General features: G+C 63.1%; 10 protein-coding genes. 2 read left to right on the forward strand and 8 right to left on the reverse strand.

Annotation, left to right across the window (positions count from 1 at the left end; genetic code table 11):
* Nucleotides 1-16: 16 nt before the first annotated feature.
* Genes KBB36_RS06885 through KBB36_RS06900 form a run of 4 tightly spaced genes read right to left on the reverse strand, consistent with a single transcriptional unit; the run spans nucleotide 17 to nucleotide 4,718 of the window.
* Complete coding sequence (locus tag KBB36_RS06885; RefSeq protein ID WP_290978232.1) at nucleotides 17-1,090, reverse strand: branched-chain amino acid ABC transporter permease; 1,074 nt, start codon at nucleotides 1,088-1,090, stop codon at nucleotides 17-19.
* A 6-nt stretch (nucleotides 1,091-1,096) separates the two neighbouring features.
* Nucleotides 1,097-1,984: a branched-chain amino acid ABC transporter permease gene (locus tag KBB36_RS06890; protein WP_290978233.1), complete on the reverse strand. Its 888-nt coding sequence runs from the start codon at nucleotides 1,982-1,984 to the stop codon at nucleotides 1,097-1,099.
* Nucleotides 1,984-3,897, reverse strand: a complete 1,914-nt coding sequence (locus tag KBB36_RS06895) for an AMP-binding protein (protein ID WP_290978234.1) — start codon at nucleotides 3,895-3,897, stop codon at nucleotides 1,984-1,986. Before KBB36_RS06895 ends, KBB36_RS06890 begins: the two co-directional genes overlap by 1 nt.
* Complete coding sequence (locus KBB36_RS06900; RefSeq protein WP_290978235.1) at nucleotides 3,897-4,718, reverse strand: ABC transporter ATP-binding protein; 822 nt, start codon at nucleotides 4,716-4,718, stop codon at nucleotides 3,897-3,899. The genes KBB36_RS06895 and KBB36_RS06900 overlap by 1 nt, the downstream gene beginning before the upstream one ends.
* Before the next feature lie 271 nt (nucleotides 4,719-4,989).
* On the opposite strand from KBB36_RS06900, the gene KBB36_RS06905 reads away from it, so the two are divergent.
* The gene (locus KBB36_RS06905) at nucleotides 4,990-5,406 is read left to right on the forward strand and encodes a VOC family protein (protein WP_290978236.1); all 417 of its coding nucleotides are present in this window, start codon (nucleotides 4,990-4,992) and stop codon (nucleotides 5,404-5,406) included.
* Here KBB36_RS06905 and KBB36_RS06910 read toward each other — a convergent pair.
* Nucleotides 5,390-6,286: a 3-hydroxyacyl-CoA dehydrogenase NAD-binding domain-containing protein gene (locus KBB36_RS06910; protein ID WP_290978237.1), complete on the reverse strand. Its 897-nt coding sequence runs from the start codon at nucleotides 6,284-6,286 to the stop codon at nucleotides 5,390-5,392. The genes KBB36_RS06905 and KBB36_RS06910 overlap by 17 nt on opposite strands.
* A gap of 208 nt (nucleotides 6,287-6,494) precedes the next feature.
* Between KBB36_RS06910 and KBB36_RS06915 the strand changes: the two genes are divergently transcribed.
* A complete protein-coding gene (locus KBB36_RS06915) occupies nucleotides 6,495-9,575 on the forward strand; it encodes a CHAT domain-containing tetratricopeptide repeat protein (RefSeq protein WP_290978238.1) in 3,081 nt (1,026 codons plus the stop codon).
* Nucleotides 9,576-9,841: 266 nt separating this feature from the next.
* Here the strand turns inward: KBB36_RS06915 and KBB36_RS06920 are convergent, their stop codons facing one another.
* From KBB36_RS06920 to KBB36_RS06930, 3 genes are all read right to left on the reverse strand, one after another.
* The gene (locus KBB36_RS06920; protein ID WP_290978239.1) at nucleotides 9,842-11,896 is read right to left on the reverse strand and encodes an adenylate/guanylate cyclase domain-containing protein; all 2,055 of its coding nucleotides are present in this window, start codon (nucleotides 11,894-11,896) and stop codon (nucleotides 9,842-9,844) included.
* 3 nt (nucleotides 11,897-11,899) lie between these two features.
* A complete protein-coding gene (locus KBB36_RS06925; RefSeq protein ID WP_290978240.1) occupies nucleotides 11,900-12,568 on the reverse strand; it encodes a hypothetical protein in 669 nt (222 codons plus the stop codon).
* A gap of 92 nt (nucleotides 12,569-12,660) precedes the next feature.
* On the reverse strand, nucleotides 12,661-13,428 hold the full coding sequence (locus KBB36_RS06930; protein WP_290978271.1) for a DeoR/GlpR family DNA-binding transcription regulator: 768 nt from the start codon (nucleotides 13,426-13,428) through the stop codon (nucleotides 12,661-12,663).
* Between the last annotated feature and the right edge of the window lie 7 nt (nucleotides 13,429-13,435).

Genomic DNA, 13,435 nt, shown 5'->3' on the forward strand with positions numbered 1-13,435 from the left:
TTTCTTATGGTTCACTTCAGCGTTGGGCATGGCGGAACGGCCATACCAGGAAATAGTTGCGCATGTTGTTGTAGATCTTGGCCAGGCCGAGCGGCTCCCAGAGCAGGAAACCGACGATCATGGCGCCATACAGCATCAGCGGCACATGGGCGCGCAGATCGGCGCTGAGCTGCCACTCGAATGTGGTGGCCAGCAGGCCGATGAAATTGTTCAGCACAATCGGCGCGAACAGGATCAGCGCGGCGCCGAAGAAGCTGCCCAGCACGCTGCCCATGCCACCAACGATCACCATGGCCACAAGCTGGATCGACAATTCGATATGGAATTGCTCGGGTGAAATCTGCCGCAGGTAGCACACCGCCAGCACGGCGCCGACCACGCCGCCGATGAAGGACGAGACCCAGAAGGCCAGCAGCTTGAAGCGGAAGGTATCCACCCCGATCACTTCGGCGGCATAATCCTTCTCGCGCACGGCGGCCAATGCGCGGCCCAGGCTGGTGCGGCGCAGGTTGAGCATGAACAGGGCAACGATGACACAGATCGCCAGCGCCAGATAATACACTGCCTTGTCGCCCTGCACCGGGATGCCGAGGAAGGTGATGGGCGGCACCGTGATGGAAGCCTGGTTGCCGCCGCTGATCACTGAGAAATGCGAAATGGTGAAATCGACGATATACTGCATCGCCAGAGTGGCCATGGCGAGATACAGGCCCTTCACGCGCAACGCGGCGGCGCCAAAGATAATCCCGATGCCGGCACTGGTCAGGCCGCCCAGCAGCATCGCCAGTTCAAACGGCACGCCGGCGCGCACCGCATGCACCGAGGCATAGGCGCCGATGCCGATCACCGCGCCATAACCCAGATGCACCTGGCCGGCCATGCCCATCAGCATGTTGAGGCCAAGCGCTGCCGTGGACCAGATGATCCAGGGCAGCAGGTAGCCGACCAGATAGAGGCGGTCGACAATGAAGGGCGCCGCCACGGCCAGCAGCAGCATGAAGCCGGCCAGGCGGCGGTCAAGCGGCAGCGGCCAGAGCTGGCGCTCGTCGCGATAACGGGTGAAGCGGATGCCGGCGCGGCGATAAAACATGGTGTGTTAAATCCTCTCGATATGCTCGCGGCCAAACAGGCCGTGCGGCTTCAAGAGCAGGGTGAGCAGGATGATGACCGAGGCCACCACATCGCGGGTGCCGCCGCCCACCAGCGGGTCAAGCACGCCAGTGGCAACACTTTCGGCCACGCCGACAATCAGCCCGGCAATCAGCACGCCGGGAATGGAATCCAGGCCGCCCAGGATGGCGATGGCCAGAGCCTTGATCAGCAGCAGCGATAGCGACCAGTCAACACCCTGGGTGGCGCCCCACATCACACCGGCAATGGTGGCGCTGGCAGCGGCCAGGCCCCAGGAGATGGCAATGGCGCGTTCCACCCGGATGCCAACCGCCCAGGAGGCGGTCTGATCGTCAGACACCGCGCGCATCACCACGCCAAGCCGCGAGTTGAACAGGAATAGCGACAGCACGATCATCGCCAGCGATACCGCGCCGCCGATCATCGTTGAACGGTTGATCAGCAGGTCGCCGATAAACAGCGGCGTACCGGGAATGCCGATATCCAGTCGCTTCACGGCCGAGCCGGCAAAGCCCGGCAGCAGGCCGCGCAGCATGATCTCGATGCCCAGGGTGAGCATGATGGCCATGATCACCGGCTGGCCGATCATGCGGCGCAAAGCCAGGCGTTCGGTGGCGGCGCCAAGGCCGAACATGCCAGCCACAGCCACCGGCACGGCAAGCCAGATCGGAATGCCAAGCGGGCCGGAGACCATCCAGGCCATATAGGCGCCGGTCATCGCCAATGCGCCCTGGGCCAGATTGGCGATGCCCGAAGTCTTGTAGATAAGCACCATGCCAAGCGCCACCAGCGCATACATCAGGCCGACAAAAACGCCGTTCACAGCCAGTTCGAGGATCAGCAAATAGTCCATCAGGCCGGTACCTCACGAATGGCGAGCGCACGGCTCAGTTTACCCTTCGAGCCGTCCTCGTAGGATATTTCGGCCTCGAAAGTCACGTCGCGGGCATCGCTGTAGAGCGCATCGATCAGCTTGCCGTAGCGTTCCTCAATCACATTGCGGCGCAGCTTGCGGGTGCGCGTGATCTCGCCGTCATCCGCATCAAAATCCTTGTGCAGATTGACAAAGCGTTTGATCCGCAGCCCGGCCGGTTGCAGCGTGTTGACATGCGCCACCACGCCCTCGATCAGCCCCAGCACTTCCGGCCGCTGCGACAATTCAGCATAGGAAGTATAGGTGATGGCGCGTTTCTCGGCCCAATGGCCCACAGCCTCCAGGTCGATACACAGGATCGCGGTGAGGTGCGGTTTGCCAGCGCCGAGCACCGCCACATTGCGCACATATTGGCTGAATTTCAGCCGGTTCTCGATGTAATTCGGAATGTAGCGTTCGCCGCTCGCGGTGCGCACCACTTCGCTGACACGGCCAAGCACGGCAAGCTGGCCATCCTCGTCCAGATAGCCGGCATCGCCGGTGCGCAGCCAGCCATCCTGCAAGGCTTTGGCGCTGGCTTCCGGGTCATCAACATAGCCGTCGATCACCGAAGCCGAGCGGATCAGGATTTCGCCGCTTTCGTCGATGCGGATATCCACACCCGGCATCGGCCGGCCCACGGTCTGCAATTTCACCGAGCCTTCCACCTGCGCCGCCGAAAGCGCAGCGGTTTCGGTCTGGCCGTAAAATTGCTTCAGCTTGATGCCCAGCGCACGGAAGAACAGGAAAGTATCCTCGCCCATCGCCTCGCCGCCGGTGAAGGCGCGTTCGGCGCGGCTCAGGCCGAGATAATCCTTGATCGGGCCGTAGACGCAGATTTCGCCAACGGCCAGTTTTAGGCGGTCCCACAGGCTGGGTTCGCGTCCGCCCAGGCGGTTACGTTCCACTTCAACCGCATGCGGCATGAAATAATCAAACAGGCGGCGTTTCAGCGGCGTGGAATCGGCCATGCCGACCTGCACCCGGGTCAGCATATTGTCCCAGGCGCGCGGTGCGGCGAGATAGAAGGTCGGTGCCACGGCGCGGATATCGGCCAGCACGGTTTCCTGGCGCTCGGGGATATTGATCGTGGCAGTGAGCAGCAGCCCGGCGCCGAGGGTGAAGACAAAATCGCCAACCCAGGCCGTGGGCAGATAGGCGAACAATTCCTCATGCATGCGGAAATAGCCGCCCTGGCGCGCATTTTCCACGCCGCCCACCACATTGCGATGGCGCAGCGGAATGCCCTTTGGCAAACCGGTGGTGCCTGAGGAATAGAGCAATACGGTAATATCGTCAGGCTGGGCGCGGGCGAGCATATTCTCGGCCAGACTGGCATCGGCAGCCAGCCGTGCCCGGCCACGCTCGGCCACTTCATCCAGCGCAAACACGCCGTCCGGCCGGTCATGGCCCAGGCCGCGCGGATCGTCATACAGGATCACCTGCGGCCGGCCGATGCGCTCGCGCAGGCCAACCAGCTTGTCCACCTGTTCCTGATCTTCCGCCACTGCCAGCTTGGGATTGCCGAAGCGGGTGAAGGTGTCCAGCTCATCCACCGGCACATCGGGATAGATCGGCGAGGGGAAGGCGCGCAGCACATTTGCCGCCAGCATGGAGAAATACAGATTGGCGCGGTTATCACCCACCACAATCACGGCATGGCCGGGCTCAACGCCCAATTGCTCAAAGCCGGCGGCCAATGCCAGCACCCGGTCGCGCACCTGCGGCCAGGTATATTCCTGCCAGATGCCGTAATCGCGCTCGCGAAAACCAATCCGGCTCGGATAGGCGGCGGCATTGCGCGCCAGAGCGCCGACCAGTGTTGTCGGTTCTTCTAAATGAGCCACGTTCATCAATGGCCTCCCGCTGCCACACGGGCGGCGGCGCGTTTGCCAAGATAGGCCGAAATCACCTCGGGCTTGGCAATCGCCTGATTGGGTTCGCCTTCGGCAATGATCTCGCCATAGCTCAGCACCACGATGCGGTCGCAGATCGCCGTCACCACATCCATGTGATGCTCGATCAGCAGGATGGTGACGCCGCGCTCCTCGCGGGCATCCAGGATGAAGCGGGCGATATATTCCTTCTCTTCCTGGTTCATGCCGGCCATCGGCTCGTCCAGGATCAAGAAGCGCGGCTCGGCCACCAGGGCGCGCGCCAGTTCCACGCGCTTTTGCAGGCCCATCGGGATGGTTTCCACCGGCTCGTCGCGGATATCCTGCAACTGCATGAAATCAATCACATCCTCGGCGGCGCGGCGATGCTCCACTTCCTCGCGTGCGGCCCAAACCCAGTAAAACAGCGAGGCCAGCGCACTCGGCCGCATGCGCACATGGCGGCCAAGCAGGATGTTGTCGAGCACACTCATGCCACGGAACAGCGCCAGATTCTGGAAGGTGCGCGCCACGCCCAGGCCGGCCACGCGGTTCGGCTTGATCGCCGTGATATCCTGGCCAAAAAGCTGCACGTTGCCAGCATTGGGCGGATAGAAGCCGGTGATGACATTAACCATGGTGGTCTTGCCCGAGCCATTCGGCCCGACCAGGCCGAATATCTCGCCGCGATCAACATGCAGATCAACCCCCTTCAGCGCCTTGAGGCCGCCAAAGGAACGCTCGATGCCGCGACATTCCAGAATGCGCTCGCCCGGCGCCATGCCTGCTGCCGGCTTCAAGACGTGAATCCTCTGAAAACAATTCCCTGCCGGCCAGGCAAGATAAAACCCTGGCCGATGGGCTCGCCTGCCGCGCGCCGCATCCGTTTCCTCCTCATGGGCCGATTCTCTATGGTCCGGCCTCGCGATGGGCTTATTGAACGTCATTCATTAAGCCGAGTCAATCAGACAATGCCGGCCATGGCATATTCACCACCCCCTTGCTGGCAGAGGGTAAAATGGCGATCCTGAACCCGGCGCATCCCGTGCCGGCCAAGCGGCAGCGTGTTTCATGCAGCAGATATCCCTGATCACCCTGGGCATCGCCGATCTGGCGCGCTCAAAGCAGTTCTATGGCGCCGGTTTCGGCTGGTCGCCGGTGTTCGAGAATCAAGAAATCGTATTTTACCAGATGAATGGCCTGGTGCTTGCCACTTGGCTGAAAACCGCGCTGGATGCCGATACCGGCCGGCTGTCAGGCTCGATCGGCGCCTTTGCGCTGGCGCATAATCTGGGCCGGCAGGACGCGGTGGAGCCGCTGATGCAGCGCCTGATCGCGGCTGGCGGCAGTTTGCTGCGCGCGGCGCTGGCGCCGCCGCATGGCGGCTATTGTGGCTATGTCGCCGATCCGGATGGCCATGCCTGGGAAATCGCCTGGAATCCGGCCTGGGCCATGGATGCTGAGGGCCGCATCACTTTCGGGCTTTGAGCTTCAGCAGCGCCAGCAGCATGGCGTCGCGTTCGGCGGCCAGGTCGGCAATGCTGCGGCCGGCGGCCTCGCGGGCCACGCCGCGGATCAGCTTCTGCCGGGTGCTGGCATCCAGTTTGGGGTTGCCCAGCGAGGCCCAGCGCTTTTCCTGGCTTGGGCCGAGATGCTCCAGGTAATGCGCGATGCCGCCGGGGCCACCGCCAAGATGATAGGTCATATGCGCGCCCTGGATCGCCCAGCGCAGGCCGGGGCCTTCCACCAGCGCCTTGTCCACATCGGCCACATCGGCGATGCCCTCCGCCACGATATTCACCGCTTCGCGCCACAATGCCGAGGCTAGCCGGTTGGCGACATGGCCGGGGGCCTCCCGCCGAATACGGATCGGCACCTTGCCCATGGCTTCATAAAAGGCAAAAGCTTGGTCGGCCACAGGCTTGCTGCGGGCATAGATTTCCACCAGCGGCACCAGATGCGGCGGATTAAATGGATGCGCCACAATCAGCCGGCCCGGTCGTTTCATGCCCTGGCTGAGTTGCGACCATTGGAAGGAGGAGGTGGATGAGGCGATGATGGCGCGTTTGTTGGCGGCCTCGATCTCGGCATAGAGGGCGCGCTTGAGCGGAATTAACTCAGGCCCGTTTTCCTGAATCCAGATGGCATCGCGAACAGCTTCAGCCAGCGTGGCAACTACGCCGATGCGGCCCTTGCCCTTAAGACCGAGAGGCCGCAACTGGCGCTGCATGCTGCGGGTGCGAACGGCAAAATCGGCGCGCGCTGCGGCTGCCGGGTCCCAGGCCAGCACATCATGGCCCCGGGCAGTGAACAAAGCCGCCCAACTGGCGCCGATCAGGCCGGCGCCGATAATGGCAATGGCTGGCATGGGGCTTGCTCCTCGCTTGGCTTGTATTCCGGCTTCGGGGGGAATATGCGGCATTCGTAGCCGCCATCACAAGCCCGGCCAGGCTGTTGCGCTAGGCTGAGGTAACGGGGCGGTCTGTTTGTCGCGGCGGCAATGAGCTAGGATAACCAGCTCAATCGAGTGGGGAAGCATGACAATGGCGTGGCGGTTCTTTTATCCGGCGGTATTTATGACTGCCTTGCTGGCGGCAAGCCCGGCCTTTGCTGCCTTGTCGACTGATCTGGCGCCACCACGCAGTGTTGCTGATATTGTTGCCATCCTGGATCAACAGCAGCCTGATCCGGTGCGCCGCGCCCAGCAGCTCAAGGCTGCCGAAGCTGCCGAGCCTGCCGGAGCAGATAATCGTGTGCTGGGGCGATTTCTGCTGGAGCGTGGCGTATCGCTTGGTGTGATTGGCCGCCAGGAAGCCTCGATTGCCGATCTGGAGCGTGCCATTCCGCTGCTGGAAAAGGTTGGTGATGATTCCTTCCGCGCCCGCATGAGCCTGGGTGCCGCCTATCGCCTGATGGGCCGGCCACAGGATGCGTTGCGGGTATTTCGTGTTGCCGCCGCGCAAATTGAGAAGAGCCGGCAAATGATCGGGCGGCTATTTCCGCTCTATCGCAATATCATCCAGAGCAGCGTGATTCTGGGCGATATGCGCCAAGCAGAGGAATATACCGGCTATGCCGAGGGTATGCTCAAGGAAATCCAGGGCAATCCGCGCATCCCGGGGCATCTGGTGGAAATCTGGCGCGCCGAAGTGGAATTATCCAAAGGCATACTGGCCGAGGGGCGCGGCAATCATGCCGTGGCCGAACGTCATTTCACCGTCGCCATGGCCGGCATGAACAAGAGCAAGATGCAGGCAATGGAGCGCAGCAGCGTTTTTGATAGCAACATGCTGATGTTATCCGACACCATGCTGGGGCGATTGGGTGAGATCAAGCTGGCGCAAGGCCGCATGCGCGAAGCTGAAGTTGATATCCGGCAGGCTTTGCTGTCGTCGTTGAAGAATTCAGGCAAAGATAACGCCACCACCGGCTTTCTGGTTGCGCGGCTCGGCAATCTGGTGCTGGAGCAGAACCGCCTGCCGGAAGCCGAAAAGCTGTATCGCACCGCGCTCGAGATTTTCAAGCAGGTGGGCCAGGATGAAGATTCGGAAACCATGGTCACCGCGCAGCGCGATATCGGCTATGTGCTGCTGTTGCAGCGCAACTGGGCGGCTGCCAGCGCTCAGTTCGAACAGGCGGCTGCCCTGACCTCGCGCTGGATGCAGCGCCGCAGCAACAAGATCGTGCGCGATCCAGGCCGTATTCTTGCCTTGGCGCGTAGTGGCCAGGGCGCTGCAGCGGTAGACCTTGCCGGACGTTATATCGAGTTGAAGAGTGAGCGGTTTGGCGAGAAGCATTTTGACACCGCCGTTGCCCAGGGCGTGTATGGCATTTCACTTTCTGAAACGGGGCGCCATGCCGAGGCGCTGAAAGCCTTCCAGGCCGCGATGCCGATCCTGCTTTCCGCATCGCGCCAGGCTGAGACCGAAGATTCTGCTTTGGCAACGCGCGATTTCTTTGTGCAGTCGATTATCGAAGGCTACATGGTGCTGCTGTCCAAAATCGGCGGCACTGAACTGGCTAGCGGCCTGGATGCGGCGGCGGAGAGTTTCCGCCTGGCTGATGCAGCACGCGGCCGCGCCGTGCAGCGCGCCCTGGCGGCTTCTGCCGCTCGCGCCCTGACCCGCGATCAGCGCCTGGCCGACCTGGTGCGCAGTGAACAGGATAGCCAGAAGCGGATCGGTGCCGGCTTTGGCTTGCTTGGCACATTGCTGGCCCTGCCACCGGAACAGCGCGACGAGAAAGTGTTGAACAATCTGCGCGTTGAGCTGGATCGTGAGCGCACCGAGCGAGCCAGACTGCGCGGCGAGATCGAGCGGCAATTCCCGGATTATGTCAATCTGATTGACCCCCGACCACCGACAGCTGCCGATATCCGCGCCAGCTTGCGCCCGGGTGAGGCTTTCATTTCCGTCTATCTGGCGCCGGATGTCAGTTTTGTCTGGGCGCTGCCGCATGATGGCACCATGGTATTTTCTGCCATTCCGCGCAGTAGCGATGATATTGCCGCCACGGTAACCAAGCTGCGCCTGGCGCTGGAACCACAGGCGGAAACGCTGGGCGATATCCCGGCCTTTGATCTGGCACTGGCATACCGGCTGTACGCCGACCTGCTGCAACCGGTGGAAGCGGGCTGGAAATCGGCGCGTAGCCTGATCGTTGTCAGCAATGGTGCGCTTGGATTATTGCCGCTTAGCCTGCTGCCCACCGCGCCGCCTGCCGCGCCAAAGCCTGTCGGCACGGCGCCGCTATTTGCCGAATACAAGGATGTGGCCTGGCTGGCGCGCAGCCATGCGGTGACACAATTGCCGGCAGCCTCGGCACTCAAGACGCTGCGCAGCCTGGGGCGTGGCGATGCCAATCGTGAACCGCTGATCGGCTTCGGCGATCCGCTGTTCAATGCCGAACAAGCTGGCCTCAGCGATGGTGCCGGCAGCCGCATTGCCTCGGCCGATCCGGTGCAGGTGCGTGGTGCGCGGCTGAAGCGGCGCAATGCGCCCAGCACTTTCTCGGCTGATTCGGCCCAGTTGAGTGATCTGCCGCGCCTGCCTGATACCGCCGATGAATTGCGCTCGGTGGCCGCAGCGATGCGCGCCGATCCCGGCCGCAGCCTGCATTTTGGCAAGGATGCCAATGAAGCGGTGGTGAAGCGCACCAATCTGACAAAGTATCGCGTGCTGGCCTTTGCCACCCATGGTCTGGTGCCCGGTGAGCTGGATGGCCTGACCCAGCCGGCCCTCGCGCTGTCGGCGCCGGATGTGGCCGGTGTTGAAGGCGATGGCCTGCTGGATATGGAGGAAATCCTTGGCCTCAAGCTGAATGCCGACTGGGTGGTGCTCTCGGCTTGTAATACCGGCACCGGCTCGGGGGCGGGTGCCGAAGCGGCTTCCGGCCTGGGCCGCGCCTTTTTCTACGCCGGCACCCGCGCCTTGCTGCTGACCAATTGGTCGGTGCATTCGGCTTCCGCCAAGGATCTGGTCACCGATCTGTTCCGGCGCCAGGCCGAGGATGCCGGCCTGGGGCGGGCCGAGGCTCTGCGCCGGGCAATGCTGGGGTTGCTGGATGGCCCGGGCTATCAGGAAGATGGCCGCAGCCTGTTCAGCTATGCGCATCCGATCTTCTGGGCGCCGTACACGCTGATGGGTGATGGCAGCTAGAGCGTGATGACACCATATTGAAACGCTACGTTTCGTCTGGAGGCGGTAGCCCACTAGGAGAAGCGCGCAGCAGGTACATTCGTACCTGCAAGCGTTTCGACGACGTGGATGCCGCCTCCAGGCGAAACCCTGCGGGCCGGGTGAATTTGGCCTTCGGGTGTGTCGCACGGCTTGCCCGTAGCCCCACTACGCGCTGCGCCGCGCTCCTACCCGAAGGCCAAATTCACCTCGGCGTAGCGCTTCAATATGATGGCATCACGCTCTAATTACTTGCCGGTCAGGTCGGTCACTGGCGGCCATGGGCTGGCCGGCGCCGCTTGCAGGCTTTGCAGCCGGGCGAGCAATTGTTGCGCCGCTGTATCCTGATGCAATGCTGACAGGATAGTGGCGGCGGCGCTGAAATCACGCTGCTGAATGGCGGACCAGGCAGCGGTGAAAGTCTCGGACCGGGCGGCTTCGGTGTCGTCCAGTGGTTCCAGCAAAGCCACCGGCTGCTCGCGCCCCAGCACCCGGGCATGATCGATAAGCCGCCAGTGGCAAATGTCGCCCACCGCCTGCTTGGTGGTTTCGCTGGCCAGTATGCTGCTGCCGTAATATTTGTTGGCGCCTTCCAGCCGCGCCGCCAGATTAACCGCATCGCCGATTACGGTGTAATTGAAGCGGCGCGGCGCGCCGATATTGCCGATCAGCACCCGGCCGCTATTCAAGCCGATGCGGGTCTGGAATGTGGCGCCGTCTATGCCGAAAGCGGTGCCGGCCCGCCGCAGCCGGTTGCGCATCGCCAGCGCCGCGCGCACCGCCTGGGCGGCATGCTGCGGGTCGTCGGCCGGCGCACCAAACACGGCCACGATGGCATCGCCGATGAATTTGTCGACAAAGCCGCCATGCGCTTCGATGATCTCAGTCATGGCGGAGAAATAATTGTTCAGCGCCTGCACCAGTAGGGTTGGCCGGGCATTCTCGGCAATATGGGTGAAGCCGGCGATGTCGGAAAACAGCACCGTCACCTCGCGCTCCTCGCCGCCCAGTTCCGGCAGGCGGCCCGAGCGCAGCATGCCGTCGATCACTGAACTTGGCAGATAAAGCGCAAACAGCTTGGCAATCAGGCGCTTGTCATGATCGGTAACAACCATGCGATAGCCGGTGCCGGTGCCCAAAGCCAGAATCACAGCGGCTTCCAGGCCGATCCAGGGCAGGGCATAACCCTGGTGCAGCAGCCAGGCGGCGCCGGTCGGCACAATCACCAGCAGGGCTGCCGCGATGCCACCGGCGGCGGTTAGCGGCAAGGCAAAAGCCGCCAGCAGCATGCCGCCAGCCAGGATCAGCGCAGCGCCAAACAAGGCCAGAACCGGCACCTCGCGCAAGGCATTGTCATGCAGCAGGTTGTTGATCGCGGTGGCATGGATAAAGGCGCCGGGGATGCTGTCACGCGCCAGATCGGCACGATGCAACAGCAAAGGCTCCAGCTTGCAGCGCGGCGGGGATGCGCTGCCTTCCGGCACCGTGGCATGACGCAGCGACGTGAGGCGGCGATCCTCCACATCCAGCACAGTGGCGAACAACACCGCCTTGCCGGCAAAGTGGCGGGCGAAATATGCCGTATCGCCGGCTTCGGCACAGGCCAGCAAGTCGGCCAGGGAATAGCTCGGGATGGCGCCCGGCCTGGTGCTGAAATTCAGCAGCAGCGAGCCGGTGCTGGCTTCCGGCAGTGCCAGAGCCGGCTTCAGGCGCTGCGCCAGTTCGGCGGCAAAGGCCGGCTCGCGCCCGGCGCCATCGGGCAGGGCAAAGCTGAGCGGCAGGCGCCGGATGATGCCATCGCCATCTTCCAGCACATTCAGCGAGCGGATATTGGCGCCGCCGCCCACGGCCAGTTGCTGCATCGGATGCGGCTGGATCGGCTGTGCCGCATGTTGCACCTTGCCCAGCACCAGCTTGCCGTCACGCGCCACCTGGCGCAGTGTCAACAGGAAATCGCGGTCATAGCCGCGCTGCATGGTCTCCAGCGAGGTGGGAAACACCAAGTCGAAGCCGATCACACCGGCGCCGGCTTCATGCACGGCGCGCAGCACCTTGGCCAGATGCGGTGTCCAGGCGGCCTGCGGGGTGGCCTGAAAAGGCGGGCGCCGATAGGTTTCCTCGTCCAGCGCCACCACCACGGCGGCACTTTCCACCGGCATGGCTTGCAGGCCCGGCAGGCGGTGGCGCAAAGCCATGGCGGTATCCAGCGACGGCCCGGCCAGCCAGACGGCTAGCGGTGATGCCGCCAGCAAGGCCAGCAGCAGGGCCAGGGCGGCCAGCGCGCCGAGGTCGCGCCAGCGCATATTCTATAAGCGGATCAGGCGGGTCAGCAGCGGGCCGGCGCCGCTGGTGGCATCCATGGCGACGCGGAAAATCACGCTATGGTCGCCCAGTTTGGCGCGGTACAGGCCACCCTGGAACAGTTCCACGCCTTCCTTGGCCAGGTCCACCACCGGGCCGGTAACGGTGAAGCCGCGTGGCGTGCTTGGCTTGTCCAGCCGCTCCAGCACCAGCTCCATGCCAGTGGCATGCACCGAGAAAACCGGCATGGTGGAATTCACTGTCAGGCTGGCTTCCGGCTCGCCGGGGCGGGATTTGCCGCTGCCTGGCCCGCCGCGAAACACCATGGCGCCGCTTTTACCGGCCTGGGCCGTGGTCAGGTTAAGGTTGCCGCTGCATTTCAGCGTCTCACGGCTCAGGCTGCCACCGGTCACGCTTGAGGCTTCGGCGCCGATGCTGACCTTGCCGCCCTTGATGGTCTCACGATTGCAGGATTTCAGATATCCCAGCACCAGCGTGGCACCGGGCGGCAAAGTGATGCTCTGGCCGGCATCCAGGTAATCGAAGGCGGCAATGCCGGACACAGCGCCGCTCACATCTTCAACAATGGCTGCCGGTTCGGCGGCCTGACCGGGCTGTGCGGAAAGCAACAACGGCAAGGCGAGCAAAGGCAGGTGGCGCATCTGGAAACGCATGGCGCTGAGTACTCCACAAAAATGCTTACACGGATAGTCTAGCGCGTTCTGCGGCGGCGCCCAAGAATTCCACCGGCCATATTATTATGACCTCAATCCGCCACCAGGGTTTCACCCAGGCCGGCGCGGCGCAGGGCTGCCAGCAGCTTGCGGTCGGCGCCGGTATCGGTCACCAGCAGGTCGATGCGATTGCAGGGGCAGATTGCAACACGGCTGGCATGACCCAACTTGGCGTGGTCGGCGAGGAACAGCACACGCTGGCTCTGCTGGATCATGGCGCGGGCGATTTCCGCCTCATGCAACACAAAATCGGTGGCGCCGTGATCGGGATGGATGCCAACCGGCGAAAGCAGGGCGATATCGGCGCGGAAACGGGCAATCTCGCTCAATGTCAATTCCCCATACGTGCCTGGCACATCGCTATGCAGCCGGCCACCCAGCAGCAGCGTGGTCACATCCTGGCGCAATCCGTTCAGCGTGTTTGCCACGTCGATGGAGTTGGTAATGATGGTCAGGCCGGCAATCTTGCCCAGTTCGGCGGCCAGGATGGCAGTGGTGGAGCCGGCATCAATGAAACAGACTTGGCCGGGTTTGACCTCACGGGCGGCGGCGCGGGCAATGGCCTGCTTTTCCTTGCGTCTTACTTGTAGGCGGTCGGCAAACGGCGCTTCGCTTGGTGGTTCGGGCAGCACTGCGCCGCCATGCACGCGCTTCAGCAGCCCGGCGGCTTCCAGTTCCAGCAAGTCACGGCGGATGGTCTCGCGTGAGACATCCAGGTCACGCGCCAGATCGTCGGCCGATATCTGCTTGAACTGATGTAGCAGCCCCTGGATACGGCGATGGCGTTCCTGCGCCCACATCACGCTG

Source organism: Ferrovibrio sp. (genome assembly GCF_017994015.1).
Taxonomy (GTDB): domain Bacteria; phylum Pseudomonadota; class Alphaproteobacteria; order Ferrovibrionales; family Ferrovibrionaceae; genus Ferrovibrio.